Source organism: Mucilaginibacter psychrotolerans, assembly GCF_004519315.1.
GTDB classification, from domain to species: domain Bacteria; phylum Bacteroidota; class Bacteroidia; order Sphingobacteriales; family Sphingobacteriaceae; genus Mucilaginibacter; species Mucilaginibacter psychrotolerans.
Genome location: NZ_SOZE01000038.1, coordinates 34,805 through 53,304 on the forward strand (window position 1 = coordinate 34,805; position 18,500 = coordinate 53,304).

The 18,500-nt window shown below is 44.0% G+C and carries 28 protein-coding genes; 24 read left to right on the forward strand and 4 right to left on the reverse strand.

Annotated features, from left to right (window positions below; all coding sequences use genetic code 11):
* The first annotated feature begins 1 nt into the window (after position 1).
* From rplX to rplQ, 18 genes are all read left to right on the forward strand, one after another.
* Entirely contained in the window at positions 2 to 343 is a 342-nt protein-coding gene (gene rplX, locus E2R66_RS24190) for a 50S ribosomal protein L24 (protein WP_133235746.1), read from the forward strand.
* The gene (gene rplE, locus E2R66_RS24195) at positions 343 to 912 is read left to right on the forward strand and encodes a 50S ribosomal protein L5 (RefSeq protein WP_133235744.1); all 570 of its coding nucleotides are present in this window, start codon (positions 343 to 345) and stop codon (positions 910 to 912) included. The genes rplX and rplE overlap by 1 nt, the downstream gene beginning before the upstream one ends.
* The gene (gene rpsN, locus E2R66_RS24200) at positions 905 to 1,174 is read left to right on the forward strand and encodes a 30S ribosomal protein S14 (RefSeq protein WP_067190114.1); all 270 of its coding nucleotides are present in this window, start codon (positions 905 to 907) and stop codon (positions 1,172 to 1,174) included. The genes rplE and rpsN overlap by 8 nt, the downstream gene beginning before the upstream one ends.
* 156 nt (positions 1,175 to 1,330) lie before the next feature.
* Entirely contained in the window at positions 1,331 to 1,729 is a 399-nt protein-coding gene (rpsH, locus tag E2R66_RS24205; protein ID WP_133235742.1) for a 30S ribosomal protein S8, read from the forward strand.
* Positions 1,730 to 1,746: 17 nt separating this feature from the next.
* Complete coding sequence (gene rplF / locus E2R66_RS24210) at positions 1,747 to 2,304, forward strand: 50S ribosomal protein L6 (RefSeq protein WP_133235740.1); 558 nt, start codon at positions 1,747 to 1,749, stop codon at positions 2,302 to 2,304.
* Between the two features lie 5 nt (positions 2,305 to 2,309).
* Positions 2,310 to 2,657, forward strand: a complete 348-nt coding sequence (rplR, locus tag E2R66_RS24215; protein WP_192902006.1) for a 50S ribosomal protein L18 — start codon at positions 2,310 to 2,312, stop codon at positions 2,655 to 2,657.
* Positions 2,658 to 2,669: 12 nt separating this feature from the next.
* Positions 2,670 to 3,188, forward strand: a complete 519-nt coding sequence (gene rpsE, locus E2R66_RS24220) for a 30S ribosomal protein S5 (RefSeq protein ID WP_133235736.1) — start codon at positions 2,670 to 2,672, stop codon at positions 3,186 to 3,188.
* 6 nt (positions 3,189 to 3,194) lie between these two features.
* Positions 3,195 to 3,374 carry a 50S ribosomal protein L30 gene (gene rpmD, locus E2R66_RS24225; RefSeq protein ID WP_133235734.1) on the forward strand — a complete coding sequence of 60 codons (180 nt, stop codon included), beginning with the start codon at positions 3,195 to 3,197 and terminating at the stop codon, positions 3,372 to 3,374.
* Between the two features lie 4 nt (positions 3,375 to 3,378).
* On the forward strand, positions 3,379 to 3,825 hold the full coding sequence (gene rplO, locus E2R66_RS24230) for a 50S ribosomal protein L15 (RefSeq protein ID WP_133235732.1): 447 nt from the start codon (positions 3,379 to 3,381) through the stop codon (positions 3,823 to 3,825).
* Positions 3,826 to 3,831: 6 nt separating this feature from the next.
* Entirely contained in the window at positions 3,832 to 5,175 is a 1,344-nt protein-coding gene (gene secY / locus E2R66_RS24235) for a preprotein translocase subunit SecY (RefSeq protein WP_133235730.1), read from the forward strand.
* An 8-nt stretch (positions 5,176 to 5,183) separates the two neighbouring features.
* Complete coding sequence (map, locus tag E2R66_RS24240; protein WP_133235728.1) at positions 5,184 to 5,975, forward strand: type I methionyl aminopeptidase; 792 nt, start codon at positions 5,184 to 5,186, stop codon at positions 5,973 to 5,975.
* A 63-nt stretch (positions 5,976 to 6,038) separates the two neighbouring features.
* Positions 6,039 to 6,257, forward strand: coding sequence for a translation initiation factor IF-1 (gene infA, locus E2R66_RS24245; RefSeq protein ID WP_022833270.1), 219 nt, complete (start codon positions 6,039 to 6,041; stop codon positions 6,255 to 6,257).
* An 8-nt stretch (positions 6,258 to 6,265) separates the two neighbouring features.
* A complete protein-coding gene (gene rpmJ, locus E2R66_RS24250; RefSeq protein WP_074487407.1) occupies positions 6,266 to 6,382 on the forward strand; it encodes a 50S ribosomal protein L36 in 117 nt (38 codons plus the stop codon).
* Between the two features lie 72 nt (positions 6,383 to 6,454).
* Positions 6,455 to 6,832: a 30S ribosomal protein S13 gene (rpsM, locus tag E2R66_RS24255; protein ID WP_133235726.1), complete on the forward strand. Its 378-nt coding sequence runs from the start codon at positions 6,455 to 6,457 to the stop codon at positions 6,830 to 6,832.
* A gap of 145 nt (positions 6,833 to 6,977) precedes the next feature.
* Entirely contained in the window at positions 6,978 to 7,367 is a 390-nt protein-coding gene (gene rpsK / locus E2R66_RS24260; RefSeq protein WP_133235724.1) for a 30S ribosomal protein S11, read from the forward strand.
* A gap of 66 nt (positions 7,368 to 7,433) precedes the next feature.
* Positions 7,434 to 8,042 (forward strand): 30S ribosomal protein S4, encoded by a 609-nt coding sequence (gene rpsD / locus E2R66_RS24265; RefSeq protein ID WP_133235722.1) that lies wholly within the window; start codon positions 7,434 to 7,436, stop codon positions 8,040 to 8,042.
* Between the two features lie 194 nt (positions 8,043 to 8,236).
* Positions 8,237 to 9,229 carry a DNA-directed RNA polymerase subunit alpha gene (locus E2R66_RS24270; protein WP_133235720.1) on the forward strand — a complete coding sequence of 331 codons (993 nt, stop codon included), beginning with the start codon at positions 8,237 to 8,239 and terminating at the stop codon, positions 9,227 to 9,229.
* A 188-nt stretch (positions 9,230 to 9,417) separates the two neighbouring features.
* The gene (gene rplQ, locus E2R66_RS24275; RefSeq protein WP_133235718.1) at positions 9,418 to 9,951 is read left to right on the forward strand and encodes a 50S ribosomal protein L17; all 534 of its coding nucleotides are present in this window, start codon (positions 9,418 to 9,420) and stop codon (positions 9,949 to 9,951) included.
* Positions 9,952 to 10,142: 191 nt separating this feature from the next.
* On the opposite strand, the gene E2R66_RS24280 is transcribed toward rplQ, so the two are convergent.
* Positions 10,143 to 11,099 (reverse strand): acetyl-CoA carboxylase carboxyltransferase subunit alpha, encoded by a 957-nt coding sequence (locus tag E2R66_RS24280; RefSeq protein ID WP_133235716.1) that lies wholly within the window; start codon positions 11,097 to 11,099, stop codon positions 10,143 to 10,145.
* A gap of 157 nt (positions 11,100 to 11,256) precedes the next feature.
* Positions 11,257 to 11,649 carry a hypothetical protein gene (locus E2R66_RS24285; RefSeq protein ID WP_133235714.1) on the reverse strand — a complete coding sequence of 131 codons (393 nt, stop codon included), beginning with the start codon at positions 11,647 to 11,649 and terminating at the stop codon, positions 11,257 to 11,259.
* Between the two features lie 152 nt (positions 11,650 to 11,801).
* Here E2R66_RS24285 and E2R66_RS24290 point away from each other — a divergent pair, with 152 nt between their 5' ends.
* The 3 genes from E2R66_RS24290 to E2R66_RS24300 all read left to right on the forward strand — a co-directional run bounded on the left by E2R66_RS24290 (position 11,802) and on the right by E2R66_RS24300 (position 14,339).
* The gene (locus tag E2R66_RS24290) at positions 11,802 to 13,112 is read left to right on the forward strand and encodes a gluconate:H+ symporter (RefSeq protein WP_240049494.1); all 1,311 of its coding nucleotides are present in this window, start codon (positions 11,802 to 11,804) and stop codon (positions 13,110 to 13,112) included.
* A gap of 9 nt (positions 13,113 to 13,121) precedes the next feature.
* Positions 13,122 to 13,925, forward strand: coding sequence for an alpha/beta fold hydrolase (locus E2R66_RS24295; protein ID WP_133235710.1), 804 nt, complete (start codon positions 13,122 to 13,124; stop codon positions 13,923 to 13,925).
* Positions 13,926 to 14,018: 93 nt separating this feature from the next.
* Positions 14,019 to 14,339: a YMGG-like glycine zipper-containing protein gene (locus E2R66_RS24300; RefSeq protein ID WP_133235708.1), complete on the forward strand. Its 321-nt coding sequence runs from the start codon at positions 14,019 to 14,021 to the stop codon at positions 14,337 to 14,339.
* Between the two features lie 229 nt (positions 14,340 to 14,568).
* Here E2R66_RS24300 and E2R66_RS28550 read toward each other — a convergent pair whose 3' ends face one another.
* Complete coding sequence (locus E2R66_RS28550) at positions 14,569 to 14,712, reverse strand: hypothetical protein (RefSeq protein WP_158288499.1); 144 nt, start codon at positions 14,710 to 14,712, stop codon at positions 14,569 to 14,571.
* Between the two features lie 415 nt (positions 14,713 to 15,127).
* On the opposite strand from E2R66_RS28550, the gene E2R66_RS24305 reads away from it, so the two are divergent.
* The 3 genes from E2R66_RS24305 (at position 15,128) to E2R66_RS24315 (ending at position 17,063) form a co-directional block, all read left to right on the forward strand.
* Positions 15,128 to 15,487, forward strand: coding sequence for a response regulator (locus tag E2R66_RS24305; protein ID WP_133235706.1), 360 nt, complete (start codon positions 15,128 to 15,130; stop codon positions 15,485 to 15,487).
* A 52-nt stretch (positions 15,488 to 15,539) separates the two neighbouring features.
* A complete protein-coding gene (locus E2R66_RS24310) occupies positions 15,540 to 16,568 on the forward strand; it encodes an alpha/beta fold hydrolase (protein ID WP_133235704.1) in 1,029 nt (342 codons plus the stop codon).
* A gap of 150 nt (positions 16,569 to 16,718) precedes the next feature.
* A complete protein-coding gene (locus E2R66_RS24315) occupies positions 16,719 to 17,063 on the forward strand; it encodes a Spx/MgsR family RNA polymerase-binding regulatory protein (protein WP_133235702.1) in 345 nt (114 codons plus the stop codon).
* A gap of 296 nt (positions 17,064 to 17,359) precedes the next feature.
* Here E2R66_RS24315 and E2R66_RS24320 read toward each other — a convergent pair whose 3' ends face one another.
* Positions 17,360 to 18,250 (reverse strand): helix-turn-helix domain-containing protein, encoded by an 891-nt coding sequence (locus E2R66_RS24320; RefSeq protein ID WP_133235700.1) that lies wholly within the window; start codon positions 18,248 to 18,250, stop codon positions 17,360 to 17,362.
* Between the last annotated feature and the right edge of the window lie 250 nt (positions 18,251 to 18,500).

The following is an 18,500-nucleotide window of genomic DNA, read 5'->3' on the forward strand; positions in this document are numbered from 1 at the left end:
TATGGAAAAGAAAGTAACAAAACCGGCTAAATTGAAAATCCGCAAGGGTGATTTAGTAAAGGTTATTGCCGGCGACTCTAAAGGCACGCAAGGTAAGATAGTTGAAGTAATAATTGACAAAAACAGGGCTATTGTAGAAGGTGCCAATATGGTATCTAAACACACCAAGCCTAATGCAGCCAACCCTAATGGCGGTATATTGAAGCAGGAAGCTGCTATCCATATTTCGAACCTGGCGCTGGTTGAACCAAAAACCGGAAAAACTACCCGTGTTGGCCGTAAATTGAACGATGCCGGCAAACTGGTTAGGGTTTCTAAAAAATCAGGGGAGGAAATTAAATAATGACTTACGTACCAAGGTTAAAAACCAAATATAAGGACGATGTTCGCGTTGCGCTGAAAGAGAAATTTCAGTACAAAAGCGTAATGCAAGTGCCTAAGTTGCTTAAAATAGCAATTAACCAAGGCGTTGGCGGTGCTACTACCGATAAGAAACTGATCGAGAACACCATCACCGAACTTACTACCATCACTGGCCAGCAAGCAGTATCTTCAAAATCAAAGAAAGATATCTCGAACTTTAAATTACGTAAAAATATGCCTGTTGGCGTGCGTGTAACCCTGCGCGACAACACCATGTACGAGTTTTTAGATCGTTTGATCTCTGTGGCCTTGCCACGTATCCGCGATTTCAAAGGTATCAACGATAAAGGTTTCGATGGCCGTGGTAACTATACTTTAGGTATCACTGAGCAGATTATCTTCCCGGAGATAAACATTGATAAGATCAACAAGATACAAGGTATGGATATTACCTTCGTAACCTCTGCTGCCAACGATGTTGAAGCATTAGAGTTACTAAAGCAATTTGGTTTACCATTTAAAAATCAAACACCAATCAACAATGGCTAAAGAAGGCGTTAAAGCACGCGAAGTAAAACGTGCTAAATTAGTAGCAAAATATGCTGAAAAAAGAGCAGCACTTAAAGCAGCCGGCGATTTTCAGGGTTTAGATAAATTACCTAAAGCATCATCACCGGTAAAATTGCACAATCGTTGCAAGCTAACCGGTCGCCCACGTGGTTATATGCGTCAGTTTGGTATTTCGCGTGTTACATTCCGCGAGATGGCATTAGATGGAAAAATCCCGGGAGTAAAGAAAGCAAGCTGGTAAATACCAGGTAATTACGAGTCAAAGGTAAATTCAAAACATACAACAATATGTTTTGAATTTTTTTGTACCTTTGCGGCTCGAATTTTAGAACGAATTAACCGATGGAAGGTCGACCCGGATGTTACGGGAAGGAAACCACCATCATAATCAATAAAAATGAATACAGATCCAATCGCAGATTATCTTACAAGAGTAAGGAATGCTATTAAAGCCAACCATAGGGTTGTTGAAATTCCTGCATCAAATCTGAAAAAGGAAATCACTAAAGTGCTTTTCGAAAAAGGTTACATTGCTAATTTTAAGTTTGAGGATAACGGCCCTCAAGGCAGCATCAAAGTTGCTTTGAAGTACCACCCGATAACTAAGATTTCTGCTATACGCAGCATTTCTCGTATTAGTAAACCAGGTTTGAGGAAATATGCCGGCATGGATAACCTGCCGCGTGTATTAAATGGTTTAGGTATCGCCATCTTATCGACTTCTAAAGGTGTAATGACCGATAAAGAAGCTCGTACCCAAAACGTGGGTGGCGAAGTTTTATGCTACGTATATTAATAGGAGGAAATTAAGCAATGTCAAGAATAGGAAAAGCACCTATAGCAATAACCGCCGGCGTAACTGTTACTGTATCTGCAGAAAATGTAGTTACCGTAAAAGGCCCTAAAGGCGAATTGCAACAGGCAGTTGATAGAGATATCATCATTGAGCAAGAAGGCGACCAGTTATTGGTTAAACGCCCTTCGGACCAGAAACGCCACAAAGCGTTACACGGTTTGTACCGCTCGTTGTTAAACAACATGGTTGTTGGTGTAACCGAAGGCTACAAAATTCAACAAGAATTAGTAGGTGTGGGTTACCGTGCAACAAACACAGGCAACACTTTAGATTTGGTGCTGGGTTATTCTCACCACTACGTATTTGAATTGCCGAAAGAAATTAAAGTTACAACCACTGCTGATAAGGGTAAAAACCCAACCATCATCCTGGAATCTAACGATAAACAATTGATTGGCCAGGTAGCAGCGAAGATTCGCTCGTTACGTACGCCAGAGCCTTACAAAGGTAAAGGTATCAAGTTTGTTGGCGAAGTATTGAGAAGAAAAGCAGGTAAATCAGCATCTAAAAAATAAGCGCCATGAAATTATCAAGAAGAGACAGGATTAAAAAAGGCATACGTAAACGCCTTTCAGGATCAACAGCACGCCCTCGCTTATCTGTTTTCAGAAGCAATAAAGGCATCTACGCTCAAATTATTGACGACGTTAGTGGCAAAACCTTAGTATCAGCATCATCATTGTCAAAAGATTTTGTTGCAAGCGGCTCTACTAAGTCAGATCAATCTGTAGCTGTAGGTAAACTGGTAGCTGAGAAAGCTATCGCTGCAGGTATAGTAGATGTAGTGTTTGACAGGAATGGTTATTTGTACCACGGCCGTGTTAAATCACTGGCTGAAGGTGCACGTGAAGGTGGTTTAAACTTTTAATCGAAACAGGAAATGTCAACAATTAACATAAAAAGAGTAAAAACCAGCGAGATCGAATTAAAAGATCGCCTGGTAAGCATACAACGTGTAGCCAAAGTAACCAAAGGTGGCCGTACATTCAGCTTTTCTGCTATCGTAGTGGTAGGCGATGAAAATGGTGTTGTAGGTTACGGTTTGGGTAAAGCAAAAGAGGTTACTGAAGCAATTGCCAAAGGTATAGATGATGCTAAGAAGAACCTGGTTAAGGTTCCAATTATTAACAACACTATCCCTCACGATCAGATAGGTAAATTCAGCGGTGGTTTCGTTTACATCAAACCAGCAGCAAACGGTACCGGCGTTATAGCAGGTGGCGCGATGCGTGCTGTGTTAGAGAGTGCCGGTGTACACAACGTATTGGCAAAATCAAAAGGATCGTCAAACCCCCACAACGTGGTTAAAGCAACTGTATCTGCATTATCGCAATTACGCGATGCGCACACAGTGGCTCAACAGCGCGGTATCAGTTTAGGTAAAGTATTTAACGGATAATCAGCCATGTCGAAAATTAAGATCACACAGATAAAGAGCGTTATCGACAGAACCGAGCGCCAGAAAAAAACTGTTGAGGCCCTGGGCCTCAAAAAAATTAACCACAGTGTGGAAGTTGAAGCCACTGCAGCTATTATAGGTATGGTACGTAAAGTAAACCACCTGGTAGCGGTAGAAAATATTTAATATCATGAATTTAAGTAATCTTAAACCTGCAGAAGGTTCTACTAAAAATAGAAAAAGAATTGGCCGTGGTACAGGTAGTGGCCGTGGTGGTACATCAACCCGTGGTCACAAAGGTGCGGGTTCACGTTCGGGAACATCTACCAAGGTAGGTTTCGAAGGTGGCCAGATGCCATTGCAGCGCCGTGTACCTAAGGTTGGTTTTAAAAACCCTAACCGTGTAGAGTATGTTGGTGTAAACCTTGATGTATTGCAAGCGTTAACTGAAAAATATTCGTTATCAACAGTTAACTTCGATGTATTAAAAGAACACGGTTTGGCATCACGTAACGACCTGATCAAGATCTTAGGCCGTGGCGAACTGAAAGCCAAGTTAGAAGTTACAGCACATGCATTTACTGCTACTGCGCAGAAAGCTATCGAAGCAGCCGGCGGAACCATTGTAAAGTTATAATTTTCGATGAAGAAATTTTTCACCACATTATCCAATATCTGGAAAATTGAGGACTTAAGAGTGCGTATAACCAACACACTCTTATTTCTTTTAATATATCGTATTGGTTCGTTTATAGTGTTGCCTGGCGTAAATGCTGCAACGCTTGATACTGCTAAAGCAAAAGAAGGCCTTGTAGGCTTGCTAAATATGTTTGCAGGAGGTTCGTTCTCACGTTCGTCTATCTTTGCGTTGGGCGTAATGCCTTACATTTCGGCCTCTATCGTGGTGCAACTTTTAGGTATAGCTGTGCCTGCCGTTACCAAAATGCAAAAAGAGGGTGAAAGCGGTCGCAACAAACTAAACCAGATGACACGTTACCTAACTATAGCCATTACTGCTTTGCAGGCTATAGGGTATCTGAAATCGCAGGTGAGCCCTGAAGCTATGCTGATAGGCAACCCATACTTTATCGTATTGAATACATTCGTGCTTACCGCAGGAACGTTATTCGTAATGTGGTTGGGCGAAAAAATCACTGATAAAGGTATAGGTAACGGTATTTCGCTCATCATTATGACGGGTATCATAGCGCAGCTGCCCGCAGCTTTCGCTACCGAATTCCAGTCGCGTACAGGCGGACCGGGTGGTTTGATAACATTCATCGTAGAAATTGTGGCGCTGTTGGGTGTGGTGATGTTTACTATCCTTATCGTACAGGGTACACGTAAAATTGCAGTGCAATACGCAAAACGTATAGTAGGCAACAAACAGTACGGCGGCGTACGCCAGTATATACCTTTAAAGGTAAATGCTGCTGGCGTAATGCCAATCATTTTTGCTCAGGCATTGATGTTTATCCCGGCTACAGTAGCGCAGTTTTTCCCTAACGCGGCATCAAACGGTATATTGATAGCATTATCTAATATCAACTCTTGGGAGCATAACGTTGTATTTGCAATACTGATTATCTTGTTCACGTATTTCTATACAGCTATTACGGTTAACCCTAAGCAAATGAGCGATGATATGAAAAAGAATGGTGGCTTTATACCAGGTGTTGCACCAGGCAATGCTACCACAACTTTCATAGATGAGGTTATATCCAAGATAACGTTGCCCGGCTCTATATTTTTGGCTATCGTAGCGGTTATACCGTCGCTGGCTAGTATGGTAGGCGTAAGCAGCTTGTTTGCCAGGTTCTTTGGCGGTACATCGCTCATTATCCTTGTAGGTGTTGTGTTAGATACTTTACAGCAGATTGAAAGCCATTTGTTGATGCGTCATTACGATGGGTTAATGAAGACAGGCAGGATCAAAGGCCGCTCTGGTGTGCCTACAGCTGCCGGTACAACGCCCACTGCTATCTAATATAAAGGATGTCGAAAATCATTTATAAGTCTGTTGAACAAATAGAGCTGATAAGAGAAAGTTCGTTACTTGTTTCTAAAACACACGGCGAAATAGCTAAGGTTATAGGTCCCGGTGTTACAACCCTCGAATTAAATAAACTTGCCGAAACCTTTATCCGTGACAACGGAGGGGTTCCGGCATTTTTAAACTATAACGGTTTCCCCTATTCTTTATGTATTTCGCTTAACGATCAGGTGGTACATGGCTTCCCCGGAAAAAAACCTTTGGTTGAGGGAGATCTGGTATCAGTTGATTGCGGTGTGATATTGAATAAATACTACGGCGATTCGGCGTTTACATTCGCCATTGGTGACGTTGACGAGAAAACGCAAAAACTGATGCGCGTAACCCGCGAGTGTTTAGATTTGGGCGTAGCTAAGGCTGTGGCAGGCATGCGTATAGGCGATATAGGCCACGCAGTGCAAGAGCACGCCGAGAAGAACGGATTTGGTGTAGTACGTGAACTGGTTGGTCACGGTGTAGGCACGCGCCTGCACGAGAAGCCTGAGGTTCCTAATTACGGCAAACGCGGTTCGGGCATAAAACTGGAAGAGGGGATGGTGATTGCTATTGAGCCAATGATTAACGCAGGCCGTGCAGGCGTTAAGTTTTGGGACGATGGGTGGACCGTCTCAACCAGCGACAAGAAACCTTCTGCACATTACGAGCATACGGTGGCTGTAAAAAAAGGACAACCAGACGTTTTATCGACGTTTTCGTACATTGACGAAGTTTTGAAAAATAAAAATAATAATTAAAATATTTTTATTAATTTTGCATCCCGTTTTGGGGGCAGATAATTAAGTAATAATCAGTAAAATATGGCAAAACAATCCTCGATTGAGCAAGATGGTACAATTCGCGAAGCATTATCTAATGCGATGTTTAGAGTTGAACTGGAAAACGGCCACGAGATTATTGCGCATATATCGGGCAAAATGCGTATGCACTACATCAAAATCCTTCCTGGCGACAGGGTAAAACTGGAAATGAGCCCGTATGATTTAACAAAAGGAAGAATAACCTACAGATATAAATAACAAACGAGATGAAAGTTAGAGCATCCATTAAAAAACGCAGCGCTGATTGCAAAATCATCCGCCGTAACGGGAAACTTTATGTGATAAACAAAAAGAATCCTAAATACAAACAGCGTCAGGGATAATTAAAGACAAAGTGTAATAGTCCGTACAACGGTGGCCCGCCGTTCGGTATTACGTAAAACAAAACAACAAACATGGCAAGGATTTCAGGTATTGATTTACCAAAAAACAAAAGAGGTGTAATAGGTTTAACTTACATCTACGGAATAGGACGCTCTACTGCAGCGGAAATTTTGAAACAAGCAGGTATTGATGAGAGCGTTAAAGTTCAGGAATGGAATGATGAGCAGTTAACTGCCATCCGTACCATCATCAACGATCAGATAAAGGTAGAGGGCTCCCTTCGTTCAGAAGTTCAGTTGAACATCAAACGTTTAATGGATATCGGTTGCTACCGTGGTACCCGTCATCGTAAAGGTTTACCATTACGTGGCCAACGCACTAAAAACAACTCACGTACCCGTAAAGGTAAACGTAAAACAGTTGCTAACAAAAAGAAAGCTACTAAATAGTAAGTGATTAGTGACCGTAGAGTAGAGGTTAGTTAAAAGCTGCTTTATTTAAAAGTCATTAGGAATATAGAATTATAACAAACGGTTAATGGGTCCGAATTAGAAATCACTAATTCAGTAATTCACTAACTCAATAATTAAGAAAATGGCTAAAGCTAAAAAAGTAACCAAAAAACGCATTGTTATTGTTGAGTCTGTTGGCGAAGCACACATCAATGCAACTTTCAACAACATTATCATTACCCTTACCAACAAAACCGGCCAGGCTATTTCATGGTCTTCGGCAGGTAAAATGGGTTTCAAGGGTTCTAAAAAGAACACCCCTTACGCTGCCGGTCAGGCTGCTGCCGATTGCGGTAAAGTAGCTTATGATTTAGGCTTGCGTAAAGTAGAGGTATTTGTAAAAGGCCCGGGTTCTGGCCGCGAAAGCGCTATCCGTACCTTGCAAACTACAGGTATCGAGGTTACTACCATCAGAGATATTACACCGCTTCCGCACAACGGTTGCCGCCCATCAAAACGCAGACGAGTTTAATTCACTAATTTTTAAAGCTAAGATTCGGCAGCTACAGGTTGCACGATACTTTAAAACACACAAATAATGGCAAGATATACAGGCCCAAAATCAAAAATCGCACGTAGGTTCCGCGAGCCAATCTTCGGTCCGGACAAAGCGTTGGAAAGAAAAAACTACGGTCCAGGTATGCACGGTGCTTCTAAAAGAAGAGGAAAGCAATCTGAGTACGCAGTACAGTTGATGGAAAAACAGAAAGTTAAATACACTTACGGTGTATTAGAGCGTCAGTTCGAGAACTTGTTCCACACTGCATCAGCTAAAGAAGGCATCACAGGTGAAAACTTGTTGAAATTCTTAGAAGCACGTTTAGATAACGCAGTTTACCGCTTAGGTATAGCCCCTACACGTTCTGGCGCACGCCAGTTGGTTGGCCACAAACACATTACTGTAAACGGTAGCGTTGTAAATATCGCATCCTACCAGTTAAAAGCAGGTGATGTAGTAGCCGTACGTGAGAAATCAAAATCTCTTGAAGCCATAACCACTTCGGTTGCCGGCCGCAAGATCAATAAATACAGCTGGTTGGAGTGGAACGCTGCCGAATTAACAGGTAAGTTCTTAAACTACCCTAACCGCGATGAGATACCTGAAAACATTAAGGAAAACCTTATTGTGGAGTTGTACTCAAAATAAGAATTAGATATGAGATTGGAGATATGAGATTTGAGATTAGGTTCGCAAATCCCATATCTCAATTTTTAGTTTATAACATTTACTATTATAGGCGGTTTGGATTACAGGATATGTTGAGGGTGCGGTTTTATCCTCACATCTCATATCTCACATCTCAAATCTATTATCAAACAAACAATAAACCCAAGATATAAATGGCAATTTTAGCATTTCAAAAACCAGACAAGGTTATCATGCAGAAATCAAATGATTTTGATGGCACGTTTGAGTTTCGTCCGTTAGAACCAGGCTTCGGTGTAACCATTGGTAATGCTCTGCGTCGTATCTTACTTTCTTCATTAGAAGGTTATGCTATTACATCAGTACGTATCTCTGGCGTAATGCATGAGTTCTCAACCATCAAAGGCGTGGTTGAAGATGTTACCGAGATAATCCTGAACCTGAAACAGGTACGTTTCAAGAAAACAGGCGAATCGGGCGATAATGAGAAGATATTTGTGATCATTAACGGCCAGGATGCTTTTAAAGCAGGCGATGTTACTAAGTTTTCTAACAACTTTACCATACTGAACCCTGATCTTGTTATCTGTAACATGGATTCGTCGGTAACGTTGGAAGTTGAGCTTACTGTTGCTAAGGGCCGCGGTTACATCTCTAACGAGGAAAACAAAAATCCTGATGCAAACGTAGGTGTGATAGCTATCGATTCTATCTTCACCCCAATAAAGAACGTTAAATACACGCTTGAAAATTACCGTGTAGAGCAGAAAACGGATTATGAAAAACTGATTCTTGATATATCTACCGATGGTTCTATCCACCCGGAAGATGCTTTAAAGCAAGCTGCCAAGATCCTTATCCAGCACTTTATGCTGTTCTCTGATGAGAATATGATGCTTGAAGCACAGGCTAAAGAAGAAACTAAAGAAGTTGACGAAGAAATCCTTCACATGCGTAAAATCCTTAAGACCGAATTGGTTGACCTGGACCTGAGCGTACGTGCTTTGAATTGCTTAAAAGCTGCAGATATCCGTAGCCTGGCCGATTTAGTTTCTTACGATGTTGCAGATATGCTTAAATTCAGGAACTTCGGTAAGAAATCATTAACCGAAATTCAGGACCTGGTTAAATCAAAAGGCTTATCTTTTGGTATGAACCTGGCTAAATTTAAGTTAGACGAAGAATAATATTATTGATGAGAGGTTAAAGATTTTTAGATAATCTTTAACCTCTTTTCATTTCATAACAACGGGTGTTGATTGCTGGTGACCAATCTTTGCCTTTAACTAACTGATCACTAACATCGGCATAATTCCGAGGGCTTGACGATAATACGCCGCCCAACGGTATGCACGTGCCATAACAAAAAAAACAAATGAGACACGGTAAAAAAGTAAACCATTTAGGCCGCACCGACAGCCACCGCAAAGCGATGTTGGCTAACATGGCTTCTTCGCTTATCCTACACAAGCGTATCACAACAACCTTAGCAAAAGCAAAAGCTTTACGCGGTTATGTTGAGCCATTATTGACAAAATCAAAAAGCGATACTACGCACTCACGTCGTACAGTATTTAGCTACCTGCAGGATAAAGAGGTTGTGGGCATGCTGTTCCGCGAAGTTGCTGAGAAGATTGCTAACCGCCCCGGTGGTTACACTCGTATAGTTAAGTTAGAGAACCGTTTGGGCGATAACGCCGAAATGGCCATCATCGAGCTGGTAGATTACAACACCGTTTACGGTAATGATACTGCTGCTAAGCCAGAGAAAAAGACAACCCGTCGTCGTGGTGGCGCTTCAAAAGCAAAAGCACCTATCGAAGTTGCCCCGGTTGCTGAAACTCCTGTTGCAGAAGCTGCACCAGAAGCACCTGCTGCTAACGAAGAAAATGCAGAAAAAGGCGAATAATTCCGCTTTTACTGATATTGAAAACGGCTTCCGATATTTCGGGAGCCGTTTTTTTTAGCCTTTTATAATGCTGTTGAAAATAATATATTCCCAACTAACAGCAACAAAAAAAGCGGCTTAACGCCGCTTTCTTGTCTCTTTATCCTTTATTTTTCCGCTTTTTTCTTGGCTATTGGTTCTCACCACTGGTATTAGGCCTCTATCACCACGCCCATGTTGCAGAACTTGTCTATGCGTTCGGCAACCAGTTCATCTACGTTGCGTTCGCCAAGTGCCTTCAGGTCTTTCAATAGTTGCTTCTTAAGGGTAGCTGCCATAGTAACCGGATCCTGATGCGCACCGCCCAGTGGCTCTTTTATCACGCCGTCAATTAGCTTGTTCTTGAGCATCTCTGTTGAGGTAAGTTTAAGCATTTCTGCTGCGCGCTCCTTGTGCTCCCAGGTTTTGAAAAGGATGGTAGAGCAGTTCTCGGGCGAAATAACCGAGTACCAGCTGTTATCCAGCATCATTACTTTATCGCCTATGCCGATGCCCAATGCACCGCCCGACGCGCCTTCGCCTATAACTACACAGATAACCGGTACTTTAAGTACGGCCATCTCCAGCAAATTGCGGGCTATGGCTTCACCCTGTCCGCGTTCTTCGGCTTCGAGGCCAGGGAATGCGCCTGGGGTATCAATTAGCGTAACTACAGGTTTTCCGAATTTCTCGGCCATTTTCATCAGCCTTAAGGCTTTGCGGTAACCCTCGGGATTAGCCATGCCAAAGTTGCGGTACTGGCGCTCTTTGGTGTTACGCCCTTTTTGGTGGCCAATGAACATCACGGTTTGCCCGTTAAGGGTGCCGAACCCGCCTATGATGGCCTTATCGTCGCCTACCGTTCGGTCGCCATGCATCTCGATGAAATCATCGCACATCAGCTCAATGTATTGCAGGGTGTAAGGGCGTTCGGGGTGCCGCGATATCTGCACCTTTTGCCAACCGGTAAGGTTGCTGTATATTTCTTTTTTGGCGGCTTCCAGTTTGGCTTCCAGTTCGGCAATGGTGGCGCTCATATCCAGCTTGTTCTTCTCTTCCACCTGCTGCACCTTTTCTATTTGCCCCTGAAGCTCTGCCAGCGGTTTTTCAAAATCAAATGTAATCTTCATACGATTTATTGAGCCGCTAAATTAAAAAAATCAAACGGCATATTGTCAATTATTCGTTTTTGAATACGAGTAGCTTCTGCACTTGCGCAGGCACCAACTGTAGTTTCGTGTTATAGGCGGCGGTTAAAATGGCCACACGCAGTTCTCCAAGGTACAATCAGTAGCGGTTTGCGTAGAACAGGATATCCCCGTTGTTCACCTTTTTCGATTGGAAGAGGCCATCCAGCTTGGCTTCGTTTGTTACGATGAAGTTGCCCATTTCTATTTTCTTACGCTGCAACTCGGTGTTTATTTTGGTTAATGCAGCAATTTGCGCAGGGCTAAGGCCGAGCTCTTTCTTGAATTTCAGCGCTTTTTTCGCAGACGGGTAACCATTCAGGTCGGCAACCAGGCTCATCTGGTAAAAGTCGTCACCTTTCATCAGCGCATCGTATTCGCTGCTGCTGATGGTTTTGACCGGTGATGGTTTGAGCAGGCTATCGGGCGTTTGGGCCAATGCTGCTGCTGTGCCCATCACCATGAAAATTAACCATGAGATTGTTCTCTGCATAAGTGTTGCTATGTTTAAAAGGGTAACGGCTATAGCCGTTTTTTCATGCTGAGTTAAATATACCTAATAATATCCGCCTAAAATAAATGGGCGTATTCATCTTTTACATAAATGTTGTTACTTTAGATGAACCTGTTAATAACCATTTATCCATGTTGGTCATATTTTTTTGCATCGTACTGCTCATATTGCTGGTAAGCTGGGCCAAGGTAAACCCGTTTTTGGCTTTCCTTATCGTATCTATTTCAGCCGGTTTGTGCCTGGGTATCCCGTTAGACAAGATTAACGCATCGGTACAAAAAGGCCTGGGCGATACTCTCGGTTCACTGGCCATTATTATTTGCCTGGGCGCTATGCTGGGTAAGCTGGTAGCCACCAGCGGCGCGGCGCAGAAAATAGCGGAGGTGCTGGTTAGCGCATTCGGAACAAAGTATATACAATTGGCTTTGGTAGCTGCTGCTTTTGTGGTGGGCATCCCCTTGTTTTACGGTATCGGCTTTGTGTTGATGGTACCTTTGATATTTTCGATTACCTATAAGTATAAATTGCCGGCGGTTTATATCGGATTGCCCATGCTTTCGGCACTATCGGTTACGCATGGCTTTCTGCCGCCGCACCCCTCGCCCTCGGCATTGGTGGTACTGTTCCATGCCAATATGGGGGTTACGTTGTTATACGGCGTTATTGTAGGCATCCCTGCTATTATAGTGGCCGGCCCGGTATTGTCACAGTTCCTTAAAAATATCCCATCAGAACCATTGGCTACTTTCCGCGCGGAAGAAATACCGCAGGAGAAGCTACCAAATGCAGCTAACAGCTTTTTTGCTGCCCTGCTGCCTGTTATACTGCTTGGTATTACCGCCGCGTTCCCTTTTATCGGCGATAACAAAGATTACCTGCACAAAGTGGTAGCCTTTATAGGCGACCCACCCATCGTAATGCTTATCGCGCTTATTGTGGCTACCTACACCCTCGGCATAAAACAGAAAAAGAATATGGGGCAGTTGGCCGGCATTTACACAGATGCTATTAAAGATATTTCGCTTATCCTGCTTATCATCGGCGGCTCCGGCGCTTTTAAGCAAGTACTTACAGATGCCGGCGTGAGTAGCCAAATTGCCGACGGACTTAAATCTTTCAACCTGCAGCCTTTGTTCCTGGGCTGGCTAATAGCGGCCATCATACGCGTAAGCCTGGGTTCGGCCACGGTGGCGGGCCTAACGGCGGCGGGCATTGTATCGGCCATGCTGGTGAAAGACCCCAGCATCAACCCTAATCTCATGGTATTATCTATAGGTGCAGGCAGCCTGGCCTTTTCGCACGTGAACGATTCGGGTTTTTGGCTGTACAAAGAGTATTTTAACCTCACGATAAAAGATACGTTCCTGTCCTGGAGTGTAATGGAAACGGTGGTGTCGGTTGTGGGGCTGGTTGGTGTGCTGATTTTAAACGTATTCGTATAAATAATCGCAATGAAGAAGATAATGTTTTGTTTAGCCCTTTGCCTGGCATTCGGCACAAAAATCTATTCACAAACAAATACTGCCGAGGGTAGCTATTACACCTCGTTTGATGGTACTAAAATTTATTACGAAGTAAAAGGGGAGGGTTTCCCTGTGGTGATGCTACATGGTTTTACCGGCACAGCGCAAGGTTGGAAAAATGGCCTGCTGTACGGCAACCTGCTGAAGCTCGGCTGCAAGGTGATTATACTGGATATGCGCGGCAACGGACGCTCTGATAAGCCGCATAGCGATGCAGGCTATAACAAAGATGCCGAAGCAAAAGATGTGATGGGCCTCGTTACCAGCCTTGGCATAAAAAAGTATGATGTTATTGGGTACTCGCGCGGCTCTATCATCACCTCGCGGGTAATGGTGCTGGATAAGCGTGTGCAGAAGGCCGTAATGGGCGGCATGGGGGCCGATTACACCAACCCCAACTGGCAACGCCGCATACACGCCTGGAAAGCCCTGGAGGGAGATACCACCATGCGCGATGTGGATGATATGATGGTATGGATAAATAAAAACCCTTTTGATAAAGTGGCGCTGGCCCTGCAGCAAAAGCACCAGCCCAGTACCAGCCCTGCCGAACTGGCAAAAGTGAAGATACCCGTATTATTGATAGATGGCACCGAGGACAGCACTAATGGCGATGTTGCCGATTTGCAGAAACTGATACCGCATGCGCAGATGGTAGCAGTACCCGGCGACCATAATAATGCAGGGAAAACTATACAGTTTTCTGACGAAGTTATCCGCTTCCTGCAATAAAGCACTAAACCATAGCCGTTTTAAACACGCTGTAGTATGTAAACAGCGTGGCCTGCTATTTGTAATAGCAAGCCATATTTAGATACTATCACCATGAAAAAGATATTCATATACGGCGGCCTTGTTATGGCATTAACCTCAGGTTTAAACATGAATGCCCAGGCTCAACAAAAAAAAGGATTAAGCAAACAAGGTAAAGGCGCTATTATAGGTGGTGCCGGTGGTGCGGTTGCTGGTGCACTAATTGGCCATAGCGTAGGCGGTGCTGTAATAGGTGGCGCCATTGGTGCAGGCGGTGGCTATATTATTGGTAATGAAGCGCGCAGGCGCGAACAGAAGAAGAAACATGCCGCATGGCTGCAACGCCGCAGGGCATGGAAGGCAGCTCATCCTGGCAAAGCATACCCATATTAATTGACGTGGTTTTACGCAAGGAAGCCTGCAGCTATTGGCCGTGGGCTTTTTTTGTGCCCGGCCGTCAATTACCCATCATCCTTGGATGGTGTGCTCTGATTGCCACACTACGCTCGGAATGGCGATTACACCGGCAATAGAAAATAGGACTCGGTATCCTGCCCTTCCTGGCTTACCAGGCTCATTTTGCGATGATGCAGCCACTTTGCAAATCCAGATAGAACTTGCCCTAGCCGGTAGCTTCGGCAGCCATGCGTAAGCGTTCTTCGGCATCCTCAAGCTTCCGGCGCGAGTTTACCTGCTCCGTAACATCGGTAGCTATCACCATAATGCCCTTTAGAGCGCCGCCGGGTACTTTTTGGCTGATAAACAACCTTGAAATAGTATTGGCCTTTTACGTTGTTGCGTATTAAAAGCACTCTGGCTTCATAACCGTAGTAGGTAACACTGTTAGTATAAACGCCTTGTAGGATACCTATGAACGGCTGACGAAACCACGCAAAATCCCTATAGCTGCATGGGCCTGTGCCATTAAATCAGCAAAGTTTTGCTGGATTAAATTGCCAGCCTGGCTTGGGTTTGTTTCCACGATTTATATATACCAATAATAATACAATTAGTAAGAAATATCCCGTTCATATTCTTTTAAACTATGTAAAATAATTGTACTACTTTTGAGCACACTTTCCCCCGAATATTGGCGCTATCTGTAGTTTTGAATGCAGCGGTAAAAAAATCATATACTTAAATACCATTTTTGGCTTTTTGTAGTTTATTTAACATCTTTTATGGTAAAGCGTATTTTAGTATTAGACGATAACCAGGACATTTTGGATATAGTGCACGAAACACTTACTTACGAAAACTTTGAAGTAAGGAGTACGGGCGAAAGCGACGAGGTAATGCCTTTGGTTGAAGAATTCACTCCCGACCTGGTAATATTGGATTACCGTGTGGCTGGCACCAATGGTGGCGAGCTTTGCCAGCAGATAAAGGCGCATCCCAAATTCGGCAATGTGCCGGTGATCATTTTTTCTGCCTATATCAACCGAGATGCTGAACTTTTGCGCTACGGCTGCGATGCCATCATCAACAAACCGTTCGACCTGACCGAACTGGTAGAAAAGGTAAATAACCTCATCTCCTAGTTTTCAACTCCTTTTATAATTTTACGGCATAAATAAAGTTTATAGCTGTACCATGTTTCGAAGACTTTCCGTTTTGGCCTTTATTGCTGCTTTACTGTTTACCGTACGCACAGCAACGGCCCAAAGTAACTACACTATAACCGATTTTTTTGTACCGAACGGCCCGCTACAATTGCAGGTACGCAAAATTGTAGAAACCACTTACTCATCGCGCCGTAAACTGCCGCTGCTGCTGATACATGGGGGCACCGGCGCAACTACCTCTTTCGATTTGAATTTAGAGGACGCCTCATTCGCCAAATCGCTGGCACTTGGTGGTTTTACTGTATACATGATGAACATACGCGGCTGGGAACGTTCTACAGCGCCGGTTTATGACCTTGCCGATACCTCCCTGGTGGCGGGCAGTTGCCAGGAAGCAGCATCTGACATAGATGCCGTGGTGAATTATATACTGCAAGGCAATCCCAACGGTAAAATTAACCTGTTTGGCTGGGCCGCAGGCGGGCATTGGGCGGCTTACTATACTACCCTGCATAACGACAAAGTGGCCAATCTTATCGTGCTCAACAGCCTATATGGCGTTAAGGCACCATGGGCTTTTAACGAAGCTTTCGCTGATGCTGCCGATTCTTCTAAATTCAGTAACAGTATTCCCACTTATTGCCAATCCGACGAGCAGGGAGTCGCCGATTTCTGGAAGGGGAGGGCTTCAACTGACACGATAAGCAAGGCAGATTCTGCCACCATACGAGCCTTTGCCAAAAGCGCGATAAGTTTTAACGATGAGCATTTGCTTAAAACGCCGGGAGGTTTCCAAAGAGAAAGCTTTTATATGGCGGGTGGCCGCAAATATTGGGATGCGAAGGATATCACGGTACCCACGCTGATTATCCGTGGTGACAAGGATTTTTGGTCGCGGCCGGTAGACGTGGATACTTTTTATGACGAACTTACCAGCGCACCAAATAAAAAGAAGCTGACTATTGCCGGTGGCCATTTTCTGTTTTTAGACTACAGCGGCAACGGGCGCAGGAAACTGCTTATCGCCATCAATAATTTCGTAAAAAAGGGTTTATGATCACTGAGGTATTGATTCGGCAATCCATTCATGGAATTTGCCGTTTCATTCTATAAATTACAAAGCTCTGTAAAAGGTGAGGGCTCCTCGAGTTCCCTTTAGAATAAACAAACGGCGAAAAATGCTCATCCAAACAATTACCTTTACGCCATGAAAGTTTACGGCATCACCAATTGCAACACGGTAAAAAAAGCACTCGACTGGCTAAAGACCAACCACGTGCCCTATGAGTTCCACGATTTTAAAAAGCTGGGCGTAAGCACCGAAAAACTACAGGAATGGGATAGTAAAGTAGGCTATGAAAAGTTCATGAACAAACAGGGCACCACCTACAAACAGCTTGACCCGGCGGTAAAAGACAGCATCAAAACCAAAGAAGATGCACTGGCCCTGCTAAAAGGAAAAACCAGCATGATCAAACGCCCGGTGATAGAAAAAGACGGGTTTTTGTTTTTTGGGTTTGACGAAGGGGTTTATCAGAAGGAGTTGTTGTAAATTATAACTTACAAATATCGTTCGCGCAATATTTTATTTGATAAATGGATATTTTAATTGCCGGGCTTTTTCGGTGTTTTTCTTCGTTTTTCGGAGAATTTCTTACTTTTTCAGAGCAAGAGATTATCGTTAAAAAAAAGACCTTCTTCCAGGCAAAAAACTGTCGAAAATTTCCGGCTTTTCGACAGTTTGTATGCGCGAATTTCAAATAAATTCTAACGGAATATCAATGCTCGTTTTTTTGATTCGCAAGTTACTCCTTGACGGTATATAAACAAGGGGGCTCATTAGCCCCGCTAATTCAGCATTTGTTTTTTGTAGGTGTTGGGGCTGATGCCGGTTTCTTTTTTGAACAGGCGTGAAAAGTACGACAGGTTTTCGAAGCCCAGTTCGTAGGCTATTTCTGATACCGACAGGTCCTCGCCCAGTAGTCGGTTCTTGGCTTCGGAGATGAGGTAGATATGGATATGCTCCAGCGCGGTTTTACCGCTCTCCTGTTTCAGTACATCGGTAAGGTAGCCGGGCGATATGTTAAGCCTGTCGGCCATATCATGCACCGATGGCAGGCCCTTGCTGGCCAGCAGTCCGCTGGCTGCGTATTTGCTTATCTCCTGGTTAAAACGGGTAACCGTTTTGCCCGAAATCTCGGCGCGGTTGATGAATTGCCGTTTGTAGAACCGCTGGGCGTACTTAAGCATCGTATCTATATTGGCAAGGATAATCTCGCGGCTGTATTCGTCCTGATTATTGTTGTACTCGCCCTCTATGATGCTGTAAAGCTCCCAAACGGTTTTTTCCTCGCGGGGCGAAAGGTGCAGGGCCTCGTTTATCTCGTAATCAAAGTAGTGGTACTTTTTGATCTCGGCATGCAGTGGGTGGCCATTGAAGTAATCCTCGTGTATGAACATCATAAAGCCGTCTTCATCAAACTCCAGGTTTTTCATTTCTATCACCTGTCGGGGTTTGAAGAACATCATCGAACCGGCCTCATGATCGTACCGGGTGCGGCCATACAGCACCACGCCCGATTTGATCTTCTTGAAACCGATCATATAAAAATCGCTGGTGAACTCACGGTCGCCCATGCTGCAGCTGTGGTTACAACGGTAGGCGCTGAAGAGGGGACTCTCCGGCGCGGGGAAACCGTTCTCGCGGTGAAGTTCGGTAAGGTTTTTATAGTGTTTCATGGCGGGTAAATTAGCAAGCCACAAACTACGCAATTTGCATGCACAGCTTGTGGCTCAGGTGGTTAATATGATTTGTTAATGACTGTGGACGGGCTTTTATGTCCGCGTCGTGAGTGGACTCACCCCCCGCCCCCTTATATGTTTGTTTTTTTGAAAGATTTATCAATTTTGATGCTAAGGAGGGATCCCCCCTGGCACTAAGATGCCGACAGAGAGTTTCTCCTCCATCAAGTTGAGTTCGGGGTATAAC